General features: G+C 70.5%; 22 protein-coding genes and 6 pseudogenes. 14 read left to right on the top strand and 14 right to left on the bottom strand.

Annotated features, from left to right (window positions below; genetic code table 11):
* Window positions 1-12: 12 nt before the first annotated feature.
* Together ACFVZW_RS07355 and ACFVZW_RS07350 are read right to left on the bottom strand one after the other, a co-directional pair.
* Window positions 13-912: an aminoglycoside phosphotransferase family protein gene (locus ACFVZW_RS07355; protein ID WP_384518009.1), complete on the bottom strand. Its 900-nt coding sequence runs from the start codon at window positions 910-912 to the stop codon at window positions 13-15.
* 615 nt (window positions 913-1,527) lie between these two features.
* Window positions 1,528-2,649, bottom strand: coding sequence for a serine hydrolase domain-containing protein (locus tag ACFVZW_RS07350; protein WP_384518006.1), 1,122 nt, complete (start codon window positions 2,647-2,649; stop codon window positions 1,528-1,530).
* A gap of 130 nt (window positions 2,650-2,779) precedes the next feature.
* Between ACFVZW_RS07350 and ACFVZW_RS07345 the strand changes: the two genes are divergently transcribed.
* The 3 genes from ACFVZW_RS07345 (at window position 2,780) to ACFVZW_RS07335 (ending at window position 5,608) form a co-directional block, all read left to right on the top strand.
* Complete coding sequence (locus tag ACFVZW_RS07345; RefSeq protein WP_384518003.1) at window positions 2,780-3,433, top strand: TetR/AcrR family transcriptional regulator; 654 nt, start codon at window positions 2,780-2,782, stop codon at window positions 3,431-3,433.
* A gap of 194 nt (window positions 3,434-3,627) precedes the next feature.
* On the top strand, window positions 3,628-4,188 hold the full coding sequence (locus ACFVZW_RS07340) for a serine hydrolase domain-containing protein (protein WP_384518000.1): 561 nt from the start codon (window positions 3,628-3,630) through the stop codon (window positions 4,186-4,188).
* A gap of 211 nt (window positions 4,189-4,399) precedes the next feature.
* Window positions 4,400-5,608 carry a S1 family peptidase gene (locus ACFVZW_RS07335; RefSeq protein WP_384517998.1) on the top strand — a complete coding sequence of 403 codons (1,209 nt, stop codon included), beginning with the start codon at window positions 4,400-4,402 and terminating at the stop codon, window positions 5,606-5,608.
* Between the two features lie 213 nt (window positions 5,609-5,821).
* Here the strand turns inward: ACFVZW_RS07335 and ACFVZW_RS07330 are convergent, their stop codons facing one another.
* Complete coding sequence (locus tag ACFVZW_RS07330) at window positions 5,822-7,354, bottom strand: hypothetical protein (RefSeq protein ID WP_384517996.1); 1,533 nt, start codon at window positions 7,352-7,354, stop codon at window positions 5,822-5,824.
* A gap of 160 nt (window positions 7,355-7,514) precedes the next feature.
* Window positions 7,515-8,450, bottom strand: coding sequence for an alpha/beta hydrolase (locus ACFVZW_RS07325; RefSeq protein WP_384518089.1), 936 nt, complete (start codon window positions 8,448-8,450; stop codon window positions 7,515-7,517).
* A 504-nt stretch (window positions 8,451-8,954) separates the two neighbouring features.
* Here ACFVZW_RS07325 and ACFVZW_RS07320 point away from each other — a divergent pair.
* A pseudogene (locus tag ACFVZW_RS07320) lies at window positions 8,955-9,394 on the top strand (MarR family transcriptional regulator); the annotation flags it as partial.
* A gap of 67 nt (window positions 9,395-9,461) precedes the next feature.
* Here the strand turns inward: ACFVZW_RS07320 and ACFVZW_RS07315 are convergent.
* Window positions 9,462-10,439: a helix-turn-helix transcriptional regulator gene (locus ACFVZW_RS07315; RefSeq protein WP_384517993.1), complete on the bottom strand. Its 978-nt coding sequence runs from the start codon at window positions 10,437-10,439 to the stop codon at window positions 9,462-9,464.
* A 128-nt stretch (window positions 10,440-10,567) separates the two neighbouring features.
* Here ACFVZW_RS07315 and ACFVZW_RS07310 point away from each other — a divergent pair, with 128 nt between their 5' ends.
* Both ACFVZW_RS07310 and ACFVZW_RS07305 read left to right on the top strand, forming a co-directional pair.
* Window positions 10,568-11,308, top strand: a complete 741-nt coding sequence (locus ACFVZW_RS07310) for an NIPSNAP family protein (RefSeq protein ID WP_384517990.1) — start codon at window positions 10,568-10,570, stop codon at window positions 11,306-11,308.
* A gap of 109 nt (window positions 11,309-11,417) precedes the next feature.
* Window positions 11,418-11,798 carry a hypothetical protein gene (locus ACFVZW_RS07305; protein WP_384517988.1) on the top strand — a complete coding sequence of 127 codons (381 nt, stop codon included), beginning with the start codon at window positions 11,418-11,420 and terminating at the stop codon, window positions 11,796-11,798.
* A gap of 361 nt (window positions 11,799-12,159) precedes the next feature.
* On the opposite strand, the gene ACFVZW_RS07300 is transcribed toward ACFVZW_RS07305, so the two are convergent.
* Window positions 12,160-12,870, bottom strand: coding sequence for a DUF6193 family natural product biosynthesis protein (locus ACFVZW_RS07300; RefSeq protein WP_384517985.1), 711 nt, complete (start codon window positions 12,868-12,870; stop codon window positions 12,160-12,162).
* A 71-nt stretch (window positions 12,871-12,941) separates the two neighbouring features.
* Here ACFVZW_RS07300 and ACFVZW_RS07295 point away from each other — a divergent pair.
* Both ACFVZW_RS07295 and ACFVZW_RS07290 read left to right on the top strand, forming a co-directional pair.
* Window positions 12,942-13,786: pseudogene (locus ACFVZW_RS07295) on the top strand (IS5 family transposase).
* A 57-nt stretch (window positions 13,787-13,843) separates the two neighbouring features.
* Window positions 13,844-15,268, top strand: coding sequence for a hypothetical protein (locus ACFVZW_RS07290; protein WP_384517983.1), 1,425 nt, complete (start codon window positions 13,844-13,846; stop codon window positions 15,266-15,268).
* A 24-nt stretch (window positions 15,269-15,292) separates the two neighbouring features.
* Here the strand turns inward: ACFVZW_RS07290 and ACFVZW_RS07285 are convergent, their stop codons facing one another.
* The 5 genes from ACFVZW_RS07285 to rhaI form a co-directional block, all read right to left on the bottom strand.
* Window positions 15,293-15,625: a GNAT family N-acetyltransferase gene (locus tag ACFVZW_RS07285; RefSeq protein WP_384518086.1), complete on the bottom strand. Its 333-nt coding sequence runs from the start codon at window positions 15,623-15,625 to the stop codon at window positions 15,293-15,295.
* Window positions 15,626-15,632: 7 nt separating this feature from the next.
* Complete coding sequence (locus ACFVZW_RS07280; RefSeq protein ID WP_384517981.1) at window positions 15,633-15,950, bottom strand: hypothetical protein; 318 nt, start codon at window positions 15,948-15,950, stop codon at window positions 15,633-15,635.
* 89 nt (window positions 15,951-16,039) lie between these two features.
* Complete coding sequence (locus tag ACFVZW_RS07275; RefSeq protein WP_384518083.1) at window positions 16,040-17,428, bottom strand: rhamnulokinase family protein; 1,389 nt, start codon at window positions 17,426-17,428, stop codon at window positions 16,040-16,042.
* A gap of 68 nt (window positions 17,429-17,496) precedes the next feature.
* On the bottom strand, window positions 17,497-19,536 hold the full coding sequence (locus ACFVZW_RS07270; RefSeq protein WP_384517978.1) for a bifunctional aldolase/short-chain dehydrogenase: 2,040 nt from the start codon (window positions 19,534-19,536) through the stop codon (window positions 17,497-17,499).
* 87 nt (window positions 19,537-19,623) lie between these two features.
* Complete coding sequence (rhaI, locus tag ACFVZW_RS07265; RefSeq protein WP_384517975.1) at window positions 19,624-20,784, bottom strand: L-rhamnose isomerase; 1,161 nt, start codon at window positions 20,782-20,784, stop codon at window positions 19,624-19,626.
* Between the two features lie 386 nt (window positions 20,785-21,170).
* On the opposite strand from rhaI, the gene ACFVZW_RS07260 reads away from it, so the two are divergent.
* Window positions 21,171-22,772 carry an MFS transporter gene (locus ACFVZW_RS07260; protein ID WP_384517973.1) on the top strand — a complete coding sequence of 534 codons (1,602 nt, stop codon included), beginning with the start codon at window positions 21,171-21,173 and terminating at the stop codon, window positions 22,770-22,772.
* A 32-nt stretch (window positions 22,773-22,804) separates the two neighbouring features.
* On the opposite strand, the gene ACFVZW_RS07255 is transcribed toward ACFVZW_RS07260, so the two are convergent.
* Entirely contained in the window at window positions 22,805-23,968 is a 1,164-nt protein-coding gene (locus tag ACFVZW_RS07255; protein WP_384517970.1) for a Rieske 2Fe-2S domain-containing protein, read from the bottom strand.
* A 218-nt stretch (window positions 23,969-24,186) separates the two neighbouring features.
* Between ACFVZW_RS07255 and ACFVZW_RS07250 the strand changes: the two genes are divergently transcribed.
* Window positions 24,187-24,426 (top strand): hypothetical protein, encoded by a 240-nt coding sequence (locus ACFVZW_RS07250; RefSeq protein ID WP_384517967.1) that lies wholly within the window; start codon window positions 24,187-24,189, stop codon window positions 24,424-24,426.
* Window positions 24,426-24,803 carry a fic family toxin-antitoxin system, toxin component gene (locus tag ACFVZW_RS07245; RefSeq protein WP_384517965.1) on the top strand — a complete coding sequence of 126 codons (378 nt, stop codon included), beginning with the start codon at window positions 24,426-24,428 and terminating at the stop codon, window positions 24,801-24,803. Before ACFVZW_RS07250 ends, ACFVZW_RS07245 begins: the two co-directional genes overlap by 1 nt.
* Window positions 24,804-24,839: 36 nt before the next feature.
* Here ACFVZW_RS07245 and ACFVZW_RS07240 read toward each other — a convergent pair whose 3' ends face one another.
* Window positions 24,840-25,412, bottom strand: coding sequence for a GNAT family N-acetyltransferase (locus ACFVZW_RS07240; RefSeq protein ID WP_384517962.1), 573 nt, complete (start codon window positions 25,410-25,412; stop codon window positions 24,840-24,842).
* Window positions 25,413-25,482: 70 nt separating this feature from the next.
* Window positions 25,483-25,782, bottom strand: a pseudogene (locus ACFVZW_RS07235) (MerR family DNA-binding protein); the annotation flags it as partial.
* Here ACFVZW_RS07235 and ACFVZW_RS07230 point away from each other — a divergent pair.
* From ACFVZW_RS07230 to ACFVZW_RS07220, 3 pseudogenes are all read left to right on the top strand, one after another.
* Window positions 25,749-25,925: pseudogene (locus ACFVZW_RS07230) on the top strand (oxidoreductase); the annotation flags it as partial. The pseudogenes ACFVZW_RS07235 and ACFVZW_RS07230 sit on opposite strands and share 34 nt — an antisense overlap.
* Window positions 25,926-26,077: 152 nt before the next feature.
* Window positions 26,078-26,251 (top strand): annotated as a pseudogene (locus ACFVZW_RS07225) (hypothetical protein); the annotation flags it as partial.
* A 341-nt stretch (window positions 26,252-26,592) separates the two neighbouring features.
* A pseudogene (locus ACFVZW_RS07220) lies at window positions 26,593-26,639 on the top strand (hypothetical protein); the annotation flags it as partial.

Here is a 26,639-nt window from a genome sequence, read left to right as displayed (position 1 = left end):
CGGTGGGGGTGGTCAGGCATATGCATGCACCATGCGCGCGAGGATCGTCCGGCCGCGATAGACGAGTGTCGGCTCCTGCCTCGTGACCCCCGCGTCGAGGTAGGAAACGCCGAGGCGCGCGGTGAAAAGGGGCAGGGCCTGCTGCTCGGTGTCGGACAACCCGCGTCCGTAGCCGTCCAGGAAAGCCGGCCTGAGATCCGCGTTCGTGGGCCAGGCCCCGCAGCACAGCCACACGAAGTCCTCGACGGCGATCCCGTGGTCGGACTTCTCGAAGTCGATCAGGCTGTGGGTGCCACGCCGGTGGTCCCAGAGCCAGTTGCGAGTCGAGTAGTCGCCGTGCCGGAAGACCAGCGGGAGATCCTCGGCCAGCCGAGGCAGCTCTCGGCCCATTCGCTCGACCAGCTCACGCTGGGCCTCGGTGAGGTACTCGGAGGTGCGCGCCAGACAGGCTGTTGCCTCATCCGCCTTCCGGGCGACCGACGTCATGATGTCATCGCGTACTCCGGGGCCGGCCGGGACGGGGTGGTCGTGCCACCGCCTGAGCAGTCGGCCGGCGAGCTCGTGCACGCGGGATTCGGCATCGGCCGTGAGAGGGAACCCACGGACCACGTGGCCCGGCAGCGGCGAGGTCATGACGGCCCGCAGCCCGAGATCCGAGGCAAGGAGACGAGGGGCCTCCCCGGGGGCGAGACAGTGGGCCGCATGTCGGTATCCGCGCACCTCGCGCGCGAAGTCCTCCGGCGTCGGGCTCAACTTCACGTAGGCCGCTGCCGTGCCGGACGCCACGCGCCAGACCCTGGAGTCGCCGCGCGGCCAGGAGACGTCGAGAACGTCCATGGCATTCGCAAGGCCGGGCAGACGATGGGTGACCCATCGCCGCAGGTCGGCGGGCATGGGGGCGTCGAGCGTCACGAACGGCCCTTCTCCGAAGCGCAAGGGCACGGGGGCGTTGGATTGCCGTGCGCTGCTCGCCTCGGCGATCGATCCCGCTGTCGCTCGCACCTGTACGTGCACCCCCAAGTCCGCCGGACCCGGCCGTACGGACGACGTAGGGAGACGAGCCGTCGCACCTTCTCGGCGACGCGAGGCGACTTCTCGCTCTCCGTTCCTCGGGCTGTGCCCTGGGACATGGTGCCTGCCTCGCGATCAGGGGTACGGATGGTGTCCTCCGACGTTCCGGAATACCCGCGCCGCCGACTTTCCTAAGCGAGGATCGCTCCAGGTTCATCCGAACAGGACCACCTGGCAGCCATCCGATGAGGCTTGCGCGCGTGACACGGTCACTCCGGGGCGGAGAGCTCCAGGCCGGCGGGGATGGCCTGGAGCAGCCGGTGGCGGTGAGCTCCGCGAGAACCTGAGGCCTGAGGTCCTCGGCGGGCTGCGAGCGGCTCGTACACCAATGGGCCGGCGCCCGCCTGCCCGGGCGTTGGTGACGGCACTGCCGTCGGCAAGCCGTCGCCGTGCTCCGATCGTCCGCCCTGCCCCGCGCCTGAGACGGAGGACGTACCCACTCCCGGGTGCGGCCGGTCATCGTGGAACGCTGCAGTACCCCTGTTGGAAGGCGGCCCAGAAGTCGTCGTCGATGCCCGAATCGACGAACGAGTTCCAGTTGGTGTGGGCGACGAGCTGGTGGCGCCCGTCGCGGCTGTTGAGGGCGTAGGTCAGGTACCCGGGAGCGCTGCCGCCGTGGCCGTACGCGAGGCCGCATCCGGTGGCGTAGACGTACATGCCCAAGCCGTATGCGACGACCGGCGGGGCGCTGCCGGTCGCGGGGACGGTGTCGGTGAGCATGGTGCGGAGGAGGGGTGCGGGAAGCAGACGGCCTTGCAGCAGGGCCCGGTAGAAGCGTGCGATGTCGGCCGCGGTGGTCACGAGAGCGCCCGACGCACCGGCCTCGGACGGGCTGAACCCGGTGACGTCGAATCGGGTGGCGTCCGGCGCGTCCGGCAGCGGGAGCGAGACGTCCGCGTAGCCGTGGACGTGAGCTCCGTCGATGGTGGTCCGCGCCAGCGGGTACGCGGTGTCCCGCAGCCCGAGAGGCTTGAAGACACGGCGTTCGAGGTTGGTGCGCAGATCGCGGTCGGTGATCCGTTCGACGATCAGGTCGAGCAGCAGGTAGTTGGTGTTGGAGTAGCGGAACCGGGTGCCGGGGGTCGGGAAGTACCGAGGCTGGGCGAGGCCGATTCCGATCAGCTGCTCGCGGGGCCAGTATTGGTCGAGGCTGCGGAAGTGGGGAAGCAGTCCGTCGATGTAGTCGTACAGCCCGCTCGTGTGGTTGAGCAGCTGGCGGACCGTGATCGGCGCGCCGGACAGGGCGTTGTCCGTGCGGACCTGGTCGGGCAGCAGGCTCTGCACGGTGTCGTCGAGTCGCACCCGGTGCTCGGCGACGAGTTGCAGGACGACCGTCGCGGTGAAGGTCTTGGTCACGCTCCCGGCGCGGAACTTCAGGTCCGGTGCCATCGGCGTGCCGGTGGCCCTGTCGGCGACGCCGGCCGCGCCGAAGCGGTCGGTCAGGCCGTCGCGGGCGAGCAGGAACGCGCCTGGGTTGGGGTTCGGGTCGGCCACGACCTTGTCGACCAGGGCCTGCAGCGTGGGGTCGTGGTGGCTGCCGGCCGCCTGTACTTCGGCGGCCTGGCCTGCGGCTGCCATGCCGGGTGGCAGCAGAAAGAGAAGAGCAAGTGCCAGGCCTAACAGGCGGGTTGAGCGTCGCCGGATCATCGAAGGCTCCCTTCCGATAGCAATATGTGCATACGGTTATAGCACGCGGTACCGTCCTCCCGTGCCGAGAACTGCCGACCATGACGCCCGCCACGGGCAGATCACCGATGCCGTCCAACGCCTGATCGTGCGGGACGGCCTCACCGCCGTGACCGTCGCACGGACCGCCGCGGAGGCGGGTATGTCCGTGGGTCTGGTGCAGCACTACTTCACGGCGAAGGACGAGATGTTGCTGGCCACGTTCACCAGGGTCAACGGGCGTTTCACCGCACGAGTGGACGAGCTGGTGGACCGGGGCGAGGGCGAGGGGCGCACCATCGCCGAGATGCTGCGGCAAGCGTTGGCGGAGTTGATTCCGCTCGACGACGCTCGCCGAGCCGAGTTCCTGGTCCGACTCGCCTTCGCCGGGCAGGCCGCACACAACGCCCGCCTCGCCGCCGTCCAGCGAGAGACGCTCGCGGGCATCCGTTCACGCGTCGCCCAGGCCGTCGCGAACGGCATGGCATGCGGCGAGGTCGTCCAGGGCGTCGACGCGGACGACCAGGCCCGGCGGATCGTCGCGTACACGGAAGGACTCGCACTGCACACGCACGTCGACCCGGACGGCACACCGAGAACGGCGACACTCGCCGCGCTGGACGACCAACTCGGCCGCGTATTCACCGGACCCTGCCGACGTGCCCAACGCGACCGGAGAGCGGTGGACTACGAGTGAGCGGTCCGCGGACTCGGTACTTGGGACGCCGCTGAGTCGCGGCGACCACCAGCAGTGCGGCCCCGGGCCGTCCGCCCGAGCGCGACGGGCCGGACCTGCGAGGACCTCCGGAGCGGCGGCAGCGGTGTCGCCTTGCTGTTGACACCTTCCCCGCCGCTACGGCGACGCCTCTTGCGGCCCAGGGCGCATGCGAGGTGGCGGGCCGCGAGCTCGCATGCCGCCACCCCGTAACAGAACACCTCGCGGGCCTCGGCCGGCACGGTGACCGCTCGCTTGAGGGCGTCGGTGTCCCCGGAGTCGTGGCCGAGGTGCGGGACGGGCGTGGGGTGTGGCGGGGCAGCAGTGGCGCGGCCGATCTGGGCACCGGGCATGCTGCCCAGGCCAGGGACCGGTTTCGGGCCGGGAGCGTGACCAAGAGCTTCGTGGCCACCGTCGTACTTCAGCTCGTCGCCGAGGGCAAGGTGAAACTCGACGACGACATCGAGAGCCGGCTGCCCGGTGTCGTACCGGGTGGCGAACACATCACCGTACGGCAGTTGCTCCATCACACCAGCGGCCTGGCCAACTACACGGACGTGCTCCTGAAGAAGCCCGACCCGGTACGGGCCCCGAACCTCTCGGGGTCGCATCTGCACGGATACGAGTGGCTCGAGGGCAGGGGAGAGGGCGCCAAGCCCACCGGCCTCACCATGCCCGACGTAGCCGCGAAGGCGGCGATGAAGGTGCTCTCCACCGCTCTGTGCCGAGCCGAGTGACGTACTGACGCCAGGGCGACAGGCGGCGGGACGCTCCCCGTCCCGCTTCCTCGCGTCCTCGCTTCGTCCTCCGTCGCCGATTCGTCTCGTTCCGATTCTTTGCGGAGGCGATGAACAGTTCTCCTCCCGCCCCCGTATGAAAGGCCGGACGCGTCCCCCCGGTCGCCCTCGCGGCGATCGCAGTCCGTACCCCCACACAGGAGGCGAAGAGTTGAGTCACAGGCGAATACCCAAGCGGAAGGCCATTCTCGCGGGGGCAGGGGCGGTGGGCATCGTCGCGGCGGCGATCCTGCTGCCGCAGGCCAATGCCTCGCAGGACGGCGCGGGGGAGCAGTCGGGCTCGCCGAGAAAGATGAGCGCCGCTTCGGCCGCACAACTCCTGCAGCAGCTGGGCAAGCAGCTCGGCGACTCCTACGGCGGCGCGTACTACGACGCCGGCAAGCAGCAGCTCGTCGTCAACGTCGTGGGTGACGACAACAACGTCAACGTCGAGGTCACGAGGGCCGGCGCCGTCGCGCGCAGTGTGCAGAACAGCCGCTCGGCACTCGTCTCCGCGATGGACTCCCTGGGCGACAAGGCATCGGTTCCCGGCACCGCGTGGGCCATCGACCCGCGGACGAACCAGGTCGTGGTCACCGCCGACCGAACGGTCACCGGTGAGCGTTGGGACAAGGTCGAGGGCGCGGTCCGCGCCTTGGGTGACGGTGTCGCGCGGATCCAGAAGTCGAAGGGTGAGTTCAAGCCCTTCCTCGAGGGCGGCGACGCCATCTTCGGCGGCGGCTCGCGCTGCTCGCTCGGCTTCAACGTCACCACTCAGGACGGTCAGCCCGGCTTCCTCACGGCGGGACACTGTGGCGTCGCCGTCGAGCAGTGGTCGGAGGAGCAGAACGGCGATCCGATCGGAACCGTGCAGGAAGCCGTCTTCCCCGGCGAGGGCGACTTCGCACTCGTGACGTACGACGACCCGAACACCCAGGCACCCAGCGCCGTGGACATCGGCGACGGTCAGATCGTGGAGATCGGGCAGGCGGCCGATGCGGCGGTCGGCCAAGAGGTGTTCCGCATGGGCAGCACGACCGGTCTGCGGGGCGGCCAGGTGACCGGCCTCAACGCGACCGTGAACTACCCCGAGGGCACGGTCTCGGGGCTCATCCAGACCGATGTCTGCGCGGAGCCCGGCGACAGCGGCGGTGCGCTGTTCACCCGGGACGGGAACGCCGTCGGCCTCACCTCGGGCGGCAGCGGCGACTGCACCTCCGGCGGCGAGACGTTCTTCCAGCCGGTGACCACCGCCCTGGCCGCCGTGGGCGCCCAGATCGGCGCGGGTGGTGCCGGTGACGGTGGCATCGGCGAGGGTGACGACGGCGGCGACGGCAGCGGTGACATCGAGGAAGGCGGCGACGGGAACGGCATCGGCTGACGGCGACGGAGGGGAGTGGCCCTGGACACCTACGGCTGTCCAGGGCCGCAGCCCGTTCTTCAGGGCGATGCCCCCGCACCGTCCCAGCAGCCCCTGAGGCGGCGGGCCGCAGCGCTGCGGAGTCGATCGTGTGCCGGGTTCCGGGCGCCGTGTGCCCGGTGTTGGGTGTCGGCAACGGCACCGTACGACCACGCAGCCCGCCGGCCCGCACGCTCAGCGGCGGCCCTCTTCGGGTGCCCGAACGCCCGAGACATAGGCGCGCAAGCCCGTCCAATTACCCAGGCTGGGCAAAGGATGGACGGGCCAGGCTGCCGTGTACGACGGAGGCCGGCCACCGTTCCACACCACGATCGCGACCGGCTGGTGGAGGGCTGTGGCGGCGAGTCGGGCCGGCGTGATGCTCTCGTCGTGGCCATCGGGCTGGCGGGAGGCACAGCCGGCGCGGAACGCGATGCGGATGGCCTCCACACCGCTGACCACGCACGGCGGCCGCACGCCAAGGGCACTCAGTTCGGCGGCGACGCGCCCGAGGTCGGCGGTATCGCGGCGCACCCGGTCGGCCGTGCTGTCGGCCATCCCGTACTGGATCGCCAGGTGCGCGGTCAGGGCCAGGGCCACGAGCCCGACGACGATCCGGCGCCCACGCGGCCGAGGACGGCACGCCCGGACCAGGCCGTACGCGACGGGCAGGGCGAGCAGCGCGTAGGCGGGCAGCAGGAAGCGAGGTGCCGCGTATCCGACGGCGAACAGATAGGGGGCGGCGAGCGCCGCACCGACCACGGTCGCCACCACCAGCTCCGTACGGTGGCGACGCGCGCGGACGGCGGACCGTACACCCGCCGCGACGAGCAGCGGCAGGACGAAGAACCACAGGGTGGCGACGGGATACCGCCAGGGCACGTCACACGGGCGGCACAGCAACCGCCCGCCCAGAGCACGCACATGGTCGTCCACGGAGAAGTACCAGCCGAGTCGGCCCTGGATCTCGCTGGCCCGGTGCAGCCGGGCGGCGAGACCACCGTACGAGACGTACGCCTCCACGATCCATTCGGCGCATCCGACGGCGAGCCCCGCGCCCAGCGCGACCATCAACAGCCACCACCGCCGGGTGCGCATCGCCACGGCGGCGACCGCGAGCGGCAGGGCCAGCCACACGGCGTCCGTGGGCCGCATCAGCGCGGCGAACGCCACCCCGGCGGCCATGCCGGCAGACGCCCAGCGGTCGTTCGGGTCCTGTACGGCCCTCAGGAAGCAGCCGACCGCGGCGAGCGCCCCGTAGGCGACCCAGAGGTTGGGCATCGCCTGCGAGGCGTAGAACATGGTGACCCACAGGCCGGCGAACAGCCCGCCCGCGACCCCGAGGACGGGCGCGGGCAGCAGCCGGCGCCACACCCACAGCGCGAGGAACAGCCCGCCGCCCGCCAGCACGGCCATATAGACGCGCAGCGCCGTGACGGAGGCCGTCAGCGCGGCGAGCGGGGCGACGAGGTAGGTGATGCCCCGGGCGCGCGGCGCGCTGAAGAACGCCGCCGGTGCCTCCCCGCTCACCTGGCTGACGTACACCGTCTCGTCCCAGCCGAGCCCGAGACCCGGCGCGATCAGGGCGAGATGGACGAGTGCCAGGGCGGCGGCGACGCCGGCGAGCCAGGGCAGAGGGTTGCCGGCGACCGTGCGCACAGGCCGGCTCCGCCGTGCTCTGCCTGCCGTACCGGCCCGTGCCTCGCTGATCACGCCGTTGTCCCGCATGACAGCCAGGCTGCCGTCGTCCGTGGCCCGACGACCGACCCGACGCGCGTTCCATTCAGGTGAGCCACCACCGCGGATGCCGCCGGCCGCACGGCACCGAGGACGGCGGACCTGATGGTTCCCCCGCCGTCGAACCGTGGTCAGCAGTCAGGCTCGCCGTTCAGGACTGAGTGAGGATCCGCCGGAGCCAGCGGAAGCGGGCGGCGCGGGCGTCCTCGCTGAGAGCCGCCTGCGGCGCGAAGGTGTCGAAGCCGTGGAAGCCCCCGGGCCATACATGCAGTTCGGCCCGGCCGCCGGCCTGCCAGATCGCATTGGCGTACGCGACGTCCTCGTCCCTGAACGTCTCCGCCGACCCGACGTCGATGTACGCCGGCGGCAGTCCGGACAGATCCGTGGCGCGGGCAGGAGCCGCGTAGGGCGGCAGATCCTCCGCACCGCACCGGTCGCCAAGCAGCGCCTGCCAGGCGGTCGCGTTGGACGTCCGGTCCCAGGTGTCGACGCCGGCCATCTGGTGACTGGAGAACGTGTCGTTACGGTCGTCGAGCATGGGGCACAGAAGAAGCTGCCCGATCGGTGTGGGACCGCCTCGGTCACGGGTCAGCAGGGCGAGCGCCGCGGCGAGTCCACCACCGGCACTCTTACCTCCGACGACGATGCGGTCCGCGTCGATGCCCAGGTCGTCCGCGTGTGCGGCGACCCAGGCGAATCCGGCGTAACAGTCCTCCACGGGTCCGGGGTACTGCACCTGCGGAGCCAGCCCGTACTCGACGGAGACGACGGCCAACTCCAGGGTGGCAGCCCACTCGTGAAGGAGCTGTGGCAGCACGGACCAGGCATTGCCCATGATCATTCCGCCGCCGTGCATGTAGTACAGCAGCGGCAGCGGCCCGGAGACCCCGGCGGGCCGTGCACTCACGAGCGTGACGTCCCGCCCGCCCGGGGCTCCTGGCACCCGTAGCTCATCCACCTCGAAGCGGCCGCCGGCCCGAAGATCACCGACCGTCGGCCTGGGCCGGACGGCTGCGTCCAGTTCCTGCCGGGAGGCAAGGTTCTCCGGTGTGACCGGGTCCCTCGCCTCGTCGCCGAAACCGGCCAGCACCACGCGCAGTTCGGGATCGAACGGGGGTGCAATCCCATCCGCCGAGGCACGACCTGGCACCGACGGCGTACCACCGCCGCTCACGACAGGCCGTCCCGTCCGGCGAGGGAGCACCGGCCGGCACCCCGACCGGAACCACTCGACGGCACACCCGCCATGCACGCAGGGAATGCTTGCGCGTTGTTCATGCGGCGTAGTCAATCACCCGCCGGGGCGCAGACCACACCTTTCTCCCGAGTGCCGCCGGCGGAGTCCCCGTCGATCCTTGACCTCAACCAAACTTCAGATTCTACGGTGCTTGCACCAGCGATTCCTTCAAGGGGAGCACCGCACATGACAACGCAACGACTGTCCGACACCGACACCGACACCGGCACCGGCACCGGCACCGACACCGACACCGGCACTGGCGCCGACACCGACACCGGCACTGACACCGGCACCGGCACTGACACCGGCACCGGCACTGGCGCCGACACCGACAGTGGCAGCCACACCGCCACTGACACCGCCCTCGCCGCGCAGCCGGCCGCGTACTGGCCCACGAAGCCCTCATCGCTTCCACCCGAGCCCAGCTGGCCGAACTCGGCGTGACCCAGCCTCAGTTCTGGCTGCTGCGCAACCTGTCGAAGAACGACATCTCACCCGACGGCCACGGCATGACGGTCCCCGAACTCCAGCAGGCCATGAGCACCTACATCAGGCCCGAAGACGACCTCAAGACCGAGGCCGAGGTGCTCCTTGAGCACGGCTGGCTCACCCAGGACGACAGGGGACGACTGTGGATCACCGAGTCGGGGGACGAGGCCCGTGCCGACATCAAGCGGCACGCCCCGGCCATCCGTGGCCGCCTCCACCAGGGCATCGACGACGCCGACTACGTCACCACCCTCAAGGTGCTCCGCCAGATGATCCGGAACGCCGGAGGCACGCTGCCCTAGGGGCGTCCGCCCGCCGCTCCCAGCCGGAGAGCCCCGCCCGCCCCGCCCCCCGATACGCGTCCCGACATCAGCGGAGCCCGTACGTGCGGGAGAGCACGCCCACGGTGGCGGCCATGGCCTGGCGCAGTTCGGGAGGCGCGACGACCTCGACGTCGATGCCGAGCCGCAGCAGTTCGCCACAGGCGTGATCGATGCTCTCGGTCGGGATGACGGCCTCGACCCACCCGTCGTCACCCACGGCGGTCGCGGTGGATTCGACGGCGCGCGCCACCTCCGGGGGGACGTTGTCCGGCAGGCGTCTCAGCCCGCGCGGCGACAGGCGGATGGTGGCCGTGCCGGTGTGACGGCGGGTCTCGAAGTCTTCGAGGTACGAGGACCAGTACGCACCCAGGTCGAAGCCCTGCGGCCGTTCGAACCGCTCGTCGCTGAGCGCGGCGTCGAGGACCTGAGTGACCCGGTAGGTCGCGATCCGGCTCCTCGTGGCGGCCACGAGGTACCAGACGCCGGACTTGAGCACCAGGCCGTAGGGGCGAACGCGGCGATTCACCTCCTGCGGCGCGCGCCAGCGGCGGTAGCACACGTCCACCGCACGTCCCGTGAGCACCGCGTCGACGAACAAGGGCAGATGGGGCGTCTCCTCGGGCTCCCGGTACCAGCCGGGGGCGTCCAGGTGGAACACCGCCGCGGTCCGCGCCGCCTCCTCGCGCAGTCCCGCAGGCAGCGCGGCCAGCAGCTTCAACCGTGCCGCCGTCACCTCCGCCGCGAGGCCCAGATCGGCGGCGGGCCCGGGCAGACCGGCGAACAGCAGCGCCCGCGCCTCACCCTCGCTCATCCCCGTGAGGCGTGTGCGGTAGCCGTCGAGCAGCTGATAGCCGCCGCTGCGGCCCGGCTCCGCGTAGACAGGGACCCCTGCGGTCTGCAGACGTTCCACGTCGCGGTAGGCGGTCCGCACCGACACCCCCAGCTCGTCGGCGATGCCGCGCGCGGACATGCGGCCACGGGATTGCAGCAACAGCAGCAGCGACAGCAATCGACCGGCAGACATGGACGCATTCTCCTCGCAAACACTGACAGCCCCTGGCACACGGCTTGCATACCGTCGGACCGCGCCCCGGCTCCGACCGAACGAGCCGGGAACCGCATCCGGGAAGAACCACCGAACAGGAGCCCGTCGTGCTCTCCACCGACCCCGCCGGCCACCCCGCGGTGATCGAGCTTCGCCAGTACACCCTGCGCCCCGGTCGGCGCGACGAGCTCGTCGAACTCTTCGACCGAGCGTTCGTCGAGACACAGGAAGAGACGGGCATGACCGTGCTCGGCCAGTTCCGGGACCTCGACGATCCGGACCGCTTCCTCTGGCTGCGCGGATTCCGGGACATGACGGTACGCCACCGTGCACTGACGGCCTTCTACGGCGGCCCCGTCTGGGCCGAGCAGGGACCCCAGGCCAACGCGACCATGATCGACTCCGACGACGTCCTGCTGCTGCGCCCCCTGTCCGCCGCGAGCGGTCTCTCCGTCTCCCCGACGGAGCGGCCACGCGTGGGAGCTCCCGCGCCGGACCGGTTCGTGTCCGCCACGGTCTGGTCCTTCCCACCCGGACGGCCCGACGGCACCGCACTGATCCGGGACGGCCTCGTTCCCGTCCTGCACACGACGGGACCGGCGCCGCTCGCCGTCCTCACCACCGAGACGGCGCACAACACATTCTCCGGACTGCCGGTCCGTACGGGAGAGAACGTCACCGCGGTCATCACCGCGTACCCGGACGAGGACGCTCACCGCCGACACGTCGCCGAGCTCCGGACCCATCCCCTCGCGCGGGACGAGATCCTGCCGGGCATCGAGCGGGAACAGACATCAGCCCCTCAAGTGCTCCGACTGGCACCCACCGGCCGTTCCCTCATCCGATGACTGGGTGACACCGAGCGGACCGCGTGTCCCGAAGCCACGGGCCGCGGGCCACGCGGTCGGTGCTACCGGCGGACTCCGTCGCCGCGCTCGGCAGAGGTACCGTTCCTGCGTGACGTCAGCGCCGCGCCGATTCCCGCCGTACCCGATCCGTGGCGTGCGAATCCTGCATCAACGACAGAACTGCGCGCCGCACTTCGCCCAGATCGAGGTGGACTTCGAGCCGGCGGAGGAGGGCCTCTCCTTCGAGGTGGCCCAAGGGCTGACGGTGGAGTACGACCCCCCGGACGATCTCCTTGGCTTCTTCGCGGCGATCGCCGAGGGGATCGAGGAGCAGCTGAGCCGGCCCGAGCACGGAGTCGTGACCGCCGCCCATGTGGTGCTGCGCCGGGCCCGGGCCGAGGAGTTCGGCTCCCACGCCCTCGCGTTCAAGATCGCGGGTTATCTGGCCGCCCAGAAGGCTCTGGAGCACACGGAACCACCACGCCCCTGAGGACGGCGACATACGGGAACGCTCCTGAGGCGCCGCCGGAACCCACCACAGCGCTGCCAGGAGCCCTCGAAGCCCCTGACCCGCGGCAGGACGCGCCTCGCTCGCTCGGCGGCGCTGCGGCGTCCGCGGAGACGGTCGAGCCACACCTCAGCGTCTCGTCCACGTCGAAATTCGCGAGCCACTAGGTCGTCGGCCAGGCAGGATGCCTTCCGTGAACCATGTCCTGTGCGGGCTCGCTGCCAATCCCGCACTCCCGTCCGAGCTAGGGCGTGTCTTACGGATCTTGCCCTCAGCATGTCAGGGCGGTGGTCCCGACTTCCCGTGCTGCAAAGCTCCGCGCGCTGCCCGCGGTCCTCTAGCCTCAGCTCGCCGGCCCGAGCCCCTCCGGGAGGGCGGCCACCACGAAAGCGACGGCTTCCTCCGGCGTTTCGGTGCGAGCGACCAGCCTGCCTTCGTTCCGCACCCCGTACAGCCCCTCGTCGTACGGGCAGATGATGTAGCCGACCCGCGTCTTCCAGAACTCTTCGACACTGGTGGAGAACCAGAGATTGAAGTGGCTGTTGACCGGCATCAGCTGGCGGAGCACCGGCTGGGCGTACGCCGCCGCCAGCACCGCGTGGGGGCGCGGGTGCCGGTTGTACGGCGGCATGTGGATGCGGTCGAGCTTGACGCGCCACCTCAACTCGACGACACCGAACGGCTCCCGCTCGTGGACGAGGGCCCAGGGCCTGAACCGGACGAACGGGGCGCGCGCCCTGGTCTCCTCGAGGCCCGCGCCGCCCGTCCAAGCAGCCGTCGCCATGACCACTTTGGCCAGGTCTGCGGTCCACCCACAGGCCAAGGGTGTGCCGTTGTCCTTGAGGTTCACCTGGAGAGTCCGACGCCTCTCGCTGGGCGGATACACCATCACGCGCCGACCGCTCCTCGCGTCGACGTACTCTGCGAGGCGACCCCACTTCCGGTCCGACTCGGGCAGGGCAAGCCCGAGCCCCTCGGCTGTACGCTCTAGCGCAGCCCGGAGGGCTCCGTCATCGTCCCAGCCACCCTCGCCAAGCCCCGCCCCGATGTTCATCGCACCAGTATGGCCGAATCACCCCGGCCTGATGACCGCCACTTTCTGATCATCGGATCGTTGGTCCGGTCGTGCCGTTGACTGACGCGCAGTGGGCGCGCATAGAGCCGTTGTTGCCGGATCGGACGCCGAAGCGGGGCGGGCGGTGGCGTGATCACCGCCAGGTGATCGACGCGATCGCTTGGAAGTTCCAGACCGGTTCGCAGTGGATACACCTGCCCCGCGAGTACGGATCGTGGAAGGGCGTCTACACCCGGCTGCGGAACTGGGCGATCGACGGCACCTGGGAGCGCGTCTTCACTGCCCTGCTCGCCCAGGCCGACGCCGAAAGCGACCTGGACTGGGTCGTCTCGGTCGACTCCACCATCGTGCGCGCCCATCAGAACGCAGCCGGGGCCCGAAAAAGGGGGCCCCGGCCGACGAACCAGACCACCACGCCATCGGACGCTCCCGCGGCGGGTTGACCACCAAGATCCACCTCGCGGCGGACAGCCGCTGCCGCCCGCTGTGCTTTGTCCTCACCCCGGGGCAGGCCAACGACGCACCCGTTTTCCAGCAGGTCATGTCCGCCCTGCGCGTGCCCAGGACGATCGGCAGGCCTCGGACCCGACCCCTGGTAGTCCTGGCGGACCGGGCCTACTCGTCGAGGGCTATCCGCGAGCACCTGCGAAGGCGCAGCATCCGTGCGGTGATCCCGCAGCCCGCTGACCAGATCGCCAACCGCAAGCGCAAGGGCCGGCGAGGCGGCCGCCCGCCCGCCTTCGACCGCGCGGCCTACAAGCAGCGCAACACCGTTGAGCGCTGTATCAACCGCCTAAAGAACTGGCGCGGCCTGGCGACCCGCTACGAGAAGACCGCCACCGTGTTCCGCGCCGGACTCCACATCGCCAGCATCTTCATCTGGTCCGCCCGCTGATCGGAAAGAAACGCCCTAGTCGACCGGCTGATCGCGCTCGCCGACACCGACACCGACATGGCCTCAGCGTTGGCCAGTCGCGAGGACCTCAGCCATGCACAGGCGGTCGCGTTGGTCTCGCGCGTCGAAGAGAGCGCGGGCCGGCTCGCGTACGAGCACAAGCTGACCGCCGCAGACATCGATCCCGCAGCGCAGCCGTACGCCGCCCTTGCCTTGCTCCACGAAGGTGTCGGTGACCCGGAAAGGGCGCGCCGTCTCGCAGCGGATCCGGTGGTCGAGCGCCGGGAGCAGCTGGCTGCCTGCTCCGGCCTCCCGTTCGACGTGGCGGAGACGCTCGCAGTGGACACCGACGTACGGGTCGTCGCGGAGCTCGCTCTGTGGACCGCGCCGGAAGTCGCCGTCCGGCTTGCGGGCCACCCACACGCCGAGGTCCGCCGCGCGGTGGCAGCCAACGAGGCGACGCCCCCGGCGGTGCTGGCAGCGCTGCTCACCGGCGAGGGGTTGCCTCCCGCGGAGCGGTGTCTGGTCTGCGACCGAGAAGAGACGCCGTACGTGCATGATCCGGAATGCCCCCGACTCGACTGCGATCTGCTGCCGGGCGCGTCCTGCGACGGCTCCCACGAGTCCACCATCCACGGCATACGGGAGGCGGCACTACGGAATCGGGCTACGCCCGCCGAGGCCGTCGTCGGCTTCGCCCACCACACCTCCCCGCTGCTCCGCGGGGAACTCGCGGTCCGCCCGGACCTCCCCTCGGAGGTGTACGAACGACTCGCCGCGGATCATCACCCCGGTGTCCGAGCCGACCTGGCCGAGAACCCCGCGATCGAGGACGCCCTGATCCGCATGCTGGCCGCCGACCGCGGCCACGACGTGCAGCGCAGGCTCGCGCACAACCCACACCTGCCGCTCGACGTGCTCACCGGCCTCGCCGCCACGACCAAGTTCGGCCCCACACTGCTGCCGCGGATCGCCGCGGCCTCGCCCGTCGAGATCGAGGAGTTGGCCGCGTCGCCACACGCGGCCGTCCGGATGCTCCTGGCCCAACGACACGATCTGCCGCCGGAGATTCGCGACGCGCTGGCCATCGACCCCGACGCGAAGGTGGTCAAGTCCATCGCCGCGCACCCGGGCCTCTCCGAGGCTCAGTTGCGTGCCATGGTCGACCGGCACGGAGTTCGGGTCATCGCCCGGGTCGCGACCAACCCGGACGCGTCCCCGGCGCTGCTGGAGGGCCTGACACGGCACGAACCACCGGTTCGGAAAGCGTTCCGGGAGGTGGCACGGCATCGCCACACGAGCGCCCCGGCGCTGCTCGCGTGCCTGACGGACAGACAGGCAAGGCCCATCGCCGCCGGCCATCCGTCCCTCCCGCCGCAGGTCATCGCGGAGCTGCTCACGGACACGGAGTGGCAGGTCGTCGAAGCTGCGGCCGCCAACCCGTCGCTGGCGCTCGCCACGATGGCGGAGCTGGTGCCCTGAACGCCCATCCGGAAGTGGATCTCATCAGGTGTCGAGCGGAAGTTCCAGCAGTTCCTCCGGAGGCCGGAACCCGGAGCGCCGATAGAGCGGGGTGCTGCGCTCAGACGGCCAGACGATCAAGCCCTCGAAACCGGCGCCGCGTGAATGCTGCTTCAACGCTTCAAGGAGCGCCGAGCCGACTCCGTTGTCGCGTTGGGACGGCAGGACGAAGAAGTTCGTGACATAGCCGACCGGGTTGTTGTCGCCGTAGGGCTCCGGCATCCGCTCCACCAGACACAGGAAGACGTGACCGAAGATCTCGCCTCCGGTCTCGGCTACCCACGCCAGCCAGCGGCCATCGCCGAGACGGTCGCGGATCCAGAGCTCAGCCTCGTGCGGAGGCCGAGCAGGAGCCGACGCTTGCCCTTCGTGGTCCTAACGCTGCGTCGCCGACGACGGTGCCGTCCGGTTCGGACACCGCGGCCCGCGTGATCCAGGGCGCGACAGAGGGGTTCCCGGCGAGCTGGTCGGCGCGACAGCCGAAGATCCGGCGGGCTCGGTCGCCGACGAAGTGTTCGTCAAGGTCGACCCCGGCCTCGGCGCTGCCGCCGGCGAGGTCACCGTCGGCAAGCGCCCTCAGCGCCTTTGCGCTGAGCTCGACGAAGCGGACGCGTCTGGGGGTGGAGCGGGTTTCGCTGTTCATCGCGGCGATGATCGCCCAGCGCCGTAGGGCTGTCCACCGCTCAACGGCCTCGGCAAGAACCGACCCTCGTGCGATCAGAGGGCCGGCGCTCATGCGCGGGCAAGTCGTTCCTCGGCCGCGCGCCAGGCCGCGGTGCTGGCCCGCGGCTCGTACCGTGTCAACGACTGTGTGTTTGCGACCAGTCGGCGCATGGACCCCCGGTCACCCAGGAACCCGTGGGCCCTGGCCTGCACGAGCACGTTGCCGAGTGCGGCGGCCTCCGTCGGGCCGGCCGTGACGGGCAGTCCGCAGGCGTCGGCCGTGAGTTGGCACAGCAGCGCGTTGCGGGTGCCGCCGCCGACGATGTGGACGACGTCGACGGGGTGGTCGGCCAGTCGCTGGGCGTCCTCGATCGCCCGTCTGTGGGCGAGGGCGAGGGAGTCGAGAATGCAGCGGGTGACCTCGGCGGGTGTCCCGGGGACCCGCTGTCCGGATCCGTGGCATGCCTCGGCGATGCGCTCCGGCATCCGGCCCGGAGTGAGGAAGGCCGCGTCGCCCGCGTCGACGACCGAGCGCAGTGGCGGGACCGCCGCCGCCCCGCGCAGCAGCTCGCCGAGGTCCGGGTCGCCCCAGGCTCGTACGCATTCCTGGAGCAGCCACAGGCCCATGATGTTGCGGAGGTAGCGGACGGTGCCGTCCAGGCCGAGTTCGTTGGTGAAGTTGGCGGCGCGGCTGTCCTCCGTGAGCACGGGCGCCGTCAGCTCCAGGCCCGCGAGGGACCAGGTGCCGGTGCAGATGTAGGCGAAGCGTTCCCCTGTGGCGGGGACGGCGGCCACGGCGGACGCGGTGTCGTGAGACCCGACCGCCGTCACCGGTACGGGACCGGGCAGCCCGGTCTGCTCCAGCACCTCGGGCCGCAGTACGCCGGCCGGATCGCCGGGCCGGCGCAGCGGCGCGAACAGGCTCAGGTCGATGCCGAGCCGGGCGGCGATGCCGCGGGACCAGTCCCGCGTCCGGGGGTCGATGAGCTGGGTGGTGGAGGCGTTGGTCAGTTCGGTCCCCTGCTCGCCCGTCAGCCAGTAGGTCAGCAGGTCGGGGATGAGCAACAGCCGCCTTGCATGGGTAAGTTGGGCCGACTGTGCTGCGGCGGTCAGCTGGAACAGGGTGTTGAACGGCGCGTACTGCAGACCTGTCGCCGCGTACAGCTCGGCTGCCGGGACGGACGCCCACACCTTCTCCGCGACGCCGTCGGTGCGGGTGTCCCGGTAGTGGACGGGGTTGCCGAGCAGAGCCCCGTCGCCGTCGAGCAGGCCGTAGTCCACGGCCCAGCTGTCGATGCCGACGGACTCCACCTGACCGGCCGCCCTCAGGCCGTCCAGGACTCCCGCGTACAGAGACAGCACGTCCCAGCGCAACCCCTCGGGCACCCGGACGGGCCGGTTGGGGAAGCGGTGCACCTCGGTCAGGTCCAGGCTGCCGGGGCCGACGCGGCCGACCATCACCCGCCCGCTGGACGCGCCGAGGTCGACCGCGGCATAGGCCGCCGCCTTCGATCTCACGGCCGCACTCACCGCAGGAAGGCGGCCGCGACGCCGGCATCGACCGGGACGTGCAGCCCCGTCGTGTGCGTCAACTCGCCGCCGGTCAGGGCGAACACGGCGTTGGCGACGTGCTCGGGCAGGACCTCGCGCTTGAGGATGGTGCGCTGGGCGTAGAACTCGCCGAGCCTCTCCTCCTCGATGCCGTACGTCGCGGCTCGCCGGGCACCCCAGCCGCCGGCGAAGATGCCGGAGCCGCGCACCACGCCGTCCGGGTTGACGCCGTTGACCCGGATGCCGTGCTCACCCAACTCGGCGGCCAACAGCCGGACCTGGTGTGCCTGGTCGGCCTTGGTGGCGGAGTAGGCGATGTTGTTCGGTCCGGCGAAGACCGCGTTCTTGGAGGCCACGTACACGATGTCGCCGCCCCGTTCCTGCGCGATCATCACGCGGGCCGCCTCGCGCGAGACGAGAAAGGAGCCGCGGGCCATGATGTCGTGCTGGAGGTCCCAGTCCCTCGCCGAAGTCTCCAGCAACGGCTTGGAGATGGAGATGCCGGCGTTGTTGACGACGAGGTCGATCCCGCCGAAGGCGAGCAAGGCGGCCTTGAACGCCTCGGCGATCTGCTCCTCCGAGGTGACATCGACGGTCACGGCGACGGCCTTGTCCGGCCCGCCCAGTTCCTCGGCGACGGCGGTGGCGTTCTCGGTGTCCAGGTCCGCGACGACGACACACGCACCCTCGGCGACCAGCCGGTGTGCGATCGCCTTCCCGATTCCGCTGCCCGCTCCGGTGACCAGAGCCACCCGGGCCGCCAGGGCTTTGGGCTCCGGCAGCCGCCGGAGCTTGGCCTCCTCCAACGCCCAGTACTCGATGCGGAACTTCTCCGACTCCTCGATCGGCCGGTACGAGGACACTGCCTCGGCGCCCCGCATCACATTGATCGCGTTGACATAGAACTCGCCGGCCACGCGTGCGGTCTGCTTGTCCTTGCCGAAGGAGAACATGCCGACACCGGGCACGAGCACGATCGCGGGGTCGGCGCCCCGCATGGCGGGGGAGTCGGGCTCGGCATGCCGCTGGTAGTAGGCGGCGTACTCCTCGCGGTAGGCCGCGTGCAGGTCCTTGAGCCGCGCGATCGCCTCCTCCAGCGGCGTGGTGGGCGCCACGTCCAGGACGAGGGGCCGCACTTTGGTGCGCAGGAAGTGGTCCGGGCAGGAGGTGCCGAGCGCGGCGAGCCGGGGGTGCTCGGACCGCGCCACGAAATCCAGCACGGCGTCGGAGTCGTCGAAGTGCCCGACATGTGGCCGGTCCTGGGAGGCGATCGCCCGCACGTACGGCGCGAGTGCCGCGGCCCGCTCACGCCGCTCGCCCTCGGGCAGCGCCTCGTACCCTGCGACGACGGTCCCGAAGGGCACCGGCTTCCCCCGCTCGGCGAGGAACGCCTCGGCGGTCCGGATGATGTGCAGCGAATTCCGCTCGCACTCCTCGGAGGTGTCACCCCAGGCGGTGATGCCGTGCCCGCCGAGAACGCACCCGATGGCCTGCGGATTGGCCCTCTTGACCGCCGCGATGTCCAGCCCCAGCTGGAAGCCCGGCCGCCGCCACGGCACCCACACCACGCTGTCACCGAAGCACTCGGCGGTCAGCTTCTCCCCGTCGGCGGCGCAGGCCAGCGCGATCCCGGAGTCGGGGTGCAGATGGTCGACGTGGGCGGCGTCGACGAGCCCGTGCATGGCGGTGTCGATCGAGGGAGCCGCACCGCCCTTGCCATGAAGGCAGTAGTCGAACGCGGCGACCATCTCGTCCTCGCGCTCGACACCCGGGTAGACGTCGACGAGCCCCCGCAGCCGGTCCAGGCGCAGCACGGCGAGCCCGGTCCCGGTGAGCGTGCCGAGGTCACCGCCGGACCCCTTCACCCACATCAGCTCGACGTCCCCGCCGGTGACGGGGTCGGTGCCGGTGCCCTTCGCGGAGGCGTTGCCGCCGGCGTAGTTGGTGTTGCGAGGATCGGCGCCGAGCCGATGCGAACGGGCCAGAAGGGCGGCGGCCTCGGGAGGGGACGTCATGATCGGACTTCTTCCAGGCGTCATCGGAATGGTGAGAGTGAGCATGGTGAGGGCGTGCATGGTGAGGGTGTGAGCGAGGCGGGGGAGTCAGGCGCCCCAGCCGGCCTGGGTCCCGACGACCCGCTCGGCGGCGATGTGCTGCTGCCAGCCGGAGCGGCGGTAAGCGGCGATCGGGTCGGGGTCGAGCCCCGACTCCTCGCGGAGCTCGGCGAGAAGAGGCCGTACGTCCGTGTCGTAGGCGTCCATGAGCACGGCGTTCGCGGCGAGGACGTCGCCTTCCCGCTGCGCCGCGGCGAGCGCGTCCCCGTCGACCAGCAGCGCCTTGCCCGTCGCCTCCTGCACGTTCATCACCGACCGGATGATCGCCGGGATCTTGGCCTCGATGTTGTGGCACTGGTCGAGCATGAATGCGACGTCCGAGGTGAAGCCGCCGCCGCGCACCACCTCGTACATGATCCGGAACAGCTGGAACGGGTCGGCCGCGCCCACCATCAGGTCGTCGTCGGCGTAGAAGCGGGAGTTGAAGTCGAATCCGCCGAGCCTCTCCTCGCGCAGCAGGGTGGCGACGATGAACTCGATGTTCGTGCCGGGCGCGTGGTGGCCGGTGTCGACGACGACCCGGGCCTTGTCGCCGAGCTTGAGACAGTGGGCGTACGCCGTGCCCCAGTCCGGTACGTCGGTGGTGTAGAAGGCCGGCTCGAAGAACTTGTACTCCAGGAGCATCCGCTGCTCCTCGCCGAGCCGCTGGTACACCTCGGCGAGTCCTTCGGCGAGCCGGTCCTGGCGCTGACGGATGTCGTCCTGGCCGGGATAGTTCGTGCCGTCGGCGAACCAGAGCTTCAGATCCCGCGAGCCGGTCGCGTCCATGATGTCGACGCATTCCAGCAGATGGTCGACGGCCTTGCGCCGTACCGTCGCGTCCGGATGGCAGATGCTGCCCAGCCTGTAGTCGTCGTCCTGGAAGGTGTTGGAGTTGATCGCGCCGAGCTTCACACCACGCTCTTCGGCGTACTTCGCCAGCGCCGCGTAGTCGTCGACCTCGTCCCAGGGGATGTGCAGGGAGACCGTGGGGGCCACGCCCGTGAACTCGTGCACCTTGGCGGCGTCGGCCAGCTTCTCCTGCGGGGTACGCGGCACGCCCTTCTGGGCGAACACCTTGAAGCGGGTCCCCGAATTCCCGTACGCCCACGACGGGGTCTCCACGGCCTGGGTCTTCAGCGCGGCCTTCACTGCGGCGAGGTCGGTCACTTGAGGGCTCCTACGGCTGGGCACTCTGAAACGATTCAGCACGGAAGCTAGGGGCTGGTCGGGGAGGGTGTCAACCCTGTCCGTAGGCAGTCGATGTGCCTTTCGATGTGCGTACCTCAGCGGTGCGATGGAACGATTCAAGAACCGTCTTGGGTCTTGGGAATCTCGATACATCCCCTTTTGATGCAACGTGGGGCGCGCATGCGCGACTCCGGCCATGCCCCCGCCGACGCCGACTTCCGGCCGCGACCTCCGACCCGACACGGAGGGAGCGCGGAGAGAGCGCGGAAGGAGCGTGGACAGCCGCCCTGGGCAGCCCGCGCCTGCGGTCCCGGCGCGGCGTCGCCCCGCATGCACGTGCGGCGGTGCGGGGAGATCATCCCTACATGGTTGGTACTTCCCCGCCGTCCGGGCTGTCCGCCGCCGCGACCGCGCAGGCGCCCCGCCAGAGGCTTGCCCTTGCGGCCATGCTCTTCGCGGTCTCGATGACGTTCATCGACCAGACCATCGTGTCGATCGCCGCCCCGAGCATCACCGACGAGCTCGGCCTGTCCGCCTCCGGAATGCAATGGGTGGTCAACGCCTATCTGCTCGCCCTCGCTGCCTTCTTCGCCCTCGGCGGACGGCTCTCCGACCTCTTCGGGCACCGTCGGATCATGCTGCTGGGCACCCTGCTCTTCGTCGTCTCGTCCGTGCTGTGCGGTTGCGTGCCCGCCGGCGACTTCGCACAGACATGGCTGATCATCTTCCGTGCCACCCAAGGTCTCGGCGCCGCCCTGATGTTCCCCGCCGCGCTGGCGGTCGTCGTCGCGGTCTTCCCGGTCGACCGGCGCGGCCGGGCCCTCGCCCTGTTCTTCGGGCTGTCGGGCGCCCTGACCGCCATCGGCCCTCTGCTGGGCGGCTGGCTGACCCAGTGGACCTGGCGGGCGATCTTCTGGGTCAACGTGCCGGTCGCCGTCGTCGCGATCGTGCTCACCGTGCTGGCCCGGATCCCCGAGAAGCGCCGTCAGGAACGGCTCGACGTCGTCGGCGCCGTGCTCGTGGCCGCCGGCATGGGCCTGAGCGTGCTGGGCTTCCAGCAGGCGTCGGCCTGGGGCTGGAGCAGCGTCACGACCTGGGCCTGCATCGTCGGCGGTCTCGTGATCCTGCTGCTGTGCTTCGGTTACGAGCGGCGCACCGCGCACCCGCTGATCAATCTCGACGTCTTCCGGGACCGGGCCTTCACGGTCGACAGCCTCGTGCTGTTCTTCGCGATGCTCGCCTTCGTGCCGGTGTTCTTCTTCGCGTCCGTGTATGCCCAGGTCTCTCTGAGCGCCTCACCGAACCAGGCCGCGCTGTTCCTGTTGTACTTCTTCCTCGGCTTCGGCCTCGCCTCCCAGTGGGGCGGCAAAATCCTCGACAAGCGGGGCGCCCGGCCGGCCATGAAGATCGGCTGCGCGCTCGGTGCGGTCGGCTTCTTCCTCTGGGCCCAGAAGCTGACCGACCTGTCGATGCACGACCAGTGGCCGTACGCGGCCATGGCGGGCGCCGGCATCGGGTTCCTGCTGGCCCCCGCGTCCACCGACGCCGTCAATCGGTCCATCGGCGCCTCGTACGGCGAGGTCACCGGGATCACCCAGACGATCCGCAACTACGCGGCCGCCGTCGGCATGGCCGTCTTCGGCACCGTCCTGACCCACGTCTCCACGGACCGGATCGCCTCGACGCTCCAGGAACGAGGGCTGCCACCGGCCGAGGCCGAATCGACGGCCGGCCAGGTCGCCGAGGCGATCACCGGCCACCCGGACGGCCAGGGCCCCACCGGCGACGGGCCGGTGGCGAGGGCCTTGCAGGGCGCGGGCGACGCGATCCGCATGGACTTCGCCGAGGCCAACCAGTGGGTCTTCTACGGCATGGCGATCGCGCTGGCCATCGCCTTCCTGTGCGCACTCGCGCACCCCGGAACGCGAGTCACCGAGCGAGTCACCGAGCAGCCGCCGCAGGGCTGACCCCACGAAGCTCCGTGAGCCCCGTCGACGCCTCAGCCCTGTGTGGGGGACGACGAGAGTCCCGCGATGCCCCCGCACGTCCCAGGGGTGGCCGCGGGTGTCGGGCGGAGTGGGACACCGTTGGACCGCAGCATGTCGCGGAGGTGGAGGATCAGGGGGAACACCTCTTGGTTCCAGTCCGCACCCTGCTCGTCCCAAGCGCGCTGTTCCGCCTCGACGGCCATCCGGTCCTCGGCGAAGACCCGCTCGGTGAAGCGCCGGATCAGCGGCCATGCGAGCTGAAGGGCCCCCGGGATGGACGGTTTGGCGATCGAAAGCAGCCCGAAGGTGTGGTTGACGCGCTGCTCGGCATCCTGGGGAACGTAAGCCGCCCACAGCGAGAACGCCGGGAGCGTGGCATTCTCGGGGATCGCTTGCAGGGTTTGGTACGGGTATTGGGAGCGGACGGTGATGACGTCGGGTGTCGAGCCGCCGCTCATCCCCTCGGCGGACAGCAGACCCGCACCGCGGTCCTTCCTGCCCCCGCCCGGTACGAACAGGTACCGAGCCTCGACGAAGTCCGGGCCCGTTTCGTACCCGAGGAGCTTCGGCTGGATTCTGCCGAGCACGCCCCGGTGCAAGAACTGGTGATTCATGTCCAGCAGGTTCTCGTGCATGAACGTGTAGTGGCAGCGCACGGTGCGGGAGAAGGTCATGGTCTTGTGCCCGGGGGAATGGAACGCCGGCAGCTCGGGGAGCCCGGATCCGAACGCCTTGTCAGGATCGCCGGGAAAGACGAAGACGAGGCCGTACGCCTCGCGGACCGGATAGGCGCGCACACCGCGCGGCGGCCGATCCGTCCCCTTGGGCAGATAGGGGATCTGCGAGATGCGACCGTTCCCCCGATAGGCCCAGGCGTGATAGCAGCAGCGCAGCGCCTCGCCTTCCACGACGCCCATGCTCAGCGGTACCTGACGGTGGGCGCACCGGTCCTCCAGCGCGTAGACCGTCCCGCCCTCGCCTCGGTACAGCGCGATCCGCTCACCCGCGAACACGGCCGGGAACGTCCCTCCCTTGGGGACGCTTCCCGAAACGGCCACCGGGTACCAGAAATTCGGATCGATCCCCGTGCGCCGAAGGTCGGCGACCGCTTCAGAGCTGTGATCCGGCCCGGCCGGCATCGTCCCATCACCCCTGTCGGTTCGGGCCTCGGTCATGTGCTGCTCCCTCGCAGGCAGGCCAGTGGGGGAGAACCCGAAGTGCTCGTCGTCGCGCGGTCGGTCACCTTGACCGGACGGGCGAGGGAACCGTTCTGAGCACCGGGCGAACTCCTCGCTCATGCTCTTGCCTTCCCCGACGCCGCGCCGGGCAGGCTCCCCCCACCGAGTGATACGAGGCGTGGCGCACGATTGGTAACATCTGTTACCATGCCTGCATGGCGAAGACACAGCTGGGTGCACGAGTGGATCAGGACGTCGCGGAACTGGCGAAGAAGCGCGCCGCGGACCTCGGTCTGAGCATCGGGGACTACCTCGCCCGTCTGGTGCAGGACGACGCCAGCGGTCTGCGCGCCCGCGCCGTGGACGCCGCGGCCCGGTTCCTCACGGAGCACCAGGACGTCTTCGACGAAGCCGAGAACGCGCAGCAGGCGTCCCCTGGGGTACGCGCCGCCTGATGGAACTGCACATCGACGTTCCGTGGATCCTCCAGGTCGCGGAAGCGGCCGGAGCGAACGACCCCGCACCCGACGACTACGGCGTCCCCGTCGCCGCCGTCGCGCGCCACCGCGCCGAGATCTTCGAGCAGGCCGTCTACGACAGCCCGTATGCCAGGGCCGCGGCGCTCGTACACACCTTGGGCCGCTGTCGCTGGCTGGAGCGCTCCAACATGGCCGTCGCCGCCGCCACCGGAGTCATGTACCTGGAAGCCGCCGGCATCACGGTCAAGCCCACCCGCGACGACGCCATCGCCCTCAAGGACCTCCTCATCGACCCCACCTGCACCGCCGGAAGGATCAACGCGCTACTGCGCTCCTGGCCCCGCGCGACCTGAGGGACGCCGGCGGCAGAGCCCCGCGGAACCGGCGGATCAGCGCAGGTCCAACCGCATCAGGACCCGCGGAAAGCCGGCCAGTACCGAGGTGGTGTCGGCGGCATGGGTGAACCCGGCACGCTCGAAGTTCTTCCTGATCCCCGCGTACGCCATCGTCATGTCGACCTTCGCACCGCCGCTGTCGATCGGGTACGCCTCGATCACCGGCGCGCCGCGGGAGCGTGCGAACTCCACCGCCCCGGCGATGAGAGCATGCGAGATGCCGCTCTTACGATGGCCCGGCCGCACGCGGATGCACCACAGCGACCAGACCGGCAGATCGTCGACGTGCGGGATCCTGCGGCTGCGGGCGAACGACGTGTCCGAGCGCGGAGCCACGGCGGCCCAACCGACCGGCTCGTCACCGTCATAGGCGAGCACTCCAGGAGGAAGCTGCCCGCGGCACAGCTCGGCGACGTACTCACCACGCGCCGGCCCGCGCAACTCCTGGTTGAGCTTGGACGGGATCCGGTAGCTCAGACACCAGCAGACATTGGCTCCGGCCGACTTCGGGCCGATCACGGCCCGGACGTCCTCGAAGACCGAAGCGGGTCGCACCTCGATCGCCATGCCCCCACGATGTCACGCCACGGATGACGACGCCGCCCGGCGGGAGAAGGCCTGCCCGGTTGTGCCCGTCTCAGGCCGTCGGGTCCCAGAGGCCGCCGGCCGCGCCGCGGGCGAGGCGGTCGGCGTAGACGCCGACCTTCCACGCGATGACGGAACGGCACTCCTCCAACGCCTGGATCTGTGCGTCGACGCGCTGCCGATGGGCGTCGAGGAGCCGCAGGCGTTCCGCCTCGTTGCCCGGCCCCTGCCGCACCAGCTCGGCGAACCGCTTGAGGTCGGCTAGAGGCATCCCGGATTCACGCAGCTTCACGCAGATCAGCAGCCAGTCGACATCGAACGTCCCCACTCCTCGACGACCGCGGTGGGCTCTATCTCGAAGACTGCGACGTCGCATGCGTCGCTGCCACCGACGCGTCGATGGACGACGGCGGAGTCCGCCATCGCCCCCGAGGCGCCGCACGGCTCTGGGACCTGTCCATAACCGCCACCGGGGCCACCCCGATTCCCCGGTGAACCTGGCGGCACTCGCTCCTTGACCCGCCGAATGGCCGCCCGGCCCCGGCCGCCGTGCGGTGCGGTGAAGGGACGCCAAGGCAGCGCCAGTACGCATTCAGTACGCGATTCGTACGCTGAATGTACGCGCTCCGTACGGTTCGCGGTCTAAGGTGTCCGCAGGAGGTGGTCTCTTGTCCGAGTTGTTCGACGCGATCGACGCGCTACTCGCGTCCCGCGCCACACTGCCGCCGCCCGAGGAGCGCAGGCGGCTGCGTAAGGCTCATGGCCTGACGGTCGACGAGGTGGCGGGAGCGCTGCAGGTGCGCCGTGCCACGGTGAGCGGCTGGGAGTCCGGCAAGACGGAGCCGCGGCCGCCGGAGCGTGACGCGTACGCGCGCCTGCTCGACGGGCTCGCGAAGCTCTACCCGGCCGACGCCGACGCCAACGCCGACACTCCGCCTCAGGACACGGTGGTGCCCGAAGAGTTCGCCGGCGCGCCGGACGGAGCGGCGGCGGAAGCGAGGACCGCATCCGCAGCCCCCGCTCCCGCGACCACAGACCATAGCCTCCCGCCCCGCCCCGCCGACCCCCTCACCGCCCCGACGCCCGTGCCGCGACCGGCGTCCGCCCCCCGACCGCCGTCGTCCACGCCTCGCCGACCGAGCGCGCGGAGAGCCGGGCAGAGGAACACCACGCCGCTGTCGGGCGACGTCGACCCCCGCTTCGCGAGTC

Origin of the sequence: Streptomyces sp. NPDC059567, from assembly GCF_042735655.1 — a bacterium.
Taxonomy (GTDB): domain Bacteria; phylum Actinomycetota; class Actinomycetes; order Streptomycetales; family Streptomycetaceae; genus Streptomyces.
Note: the sequence above shows the minus strand (reverse complement) of the source record. Positions and strands in the feature narration are given on the sequence as shown.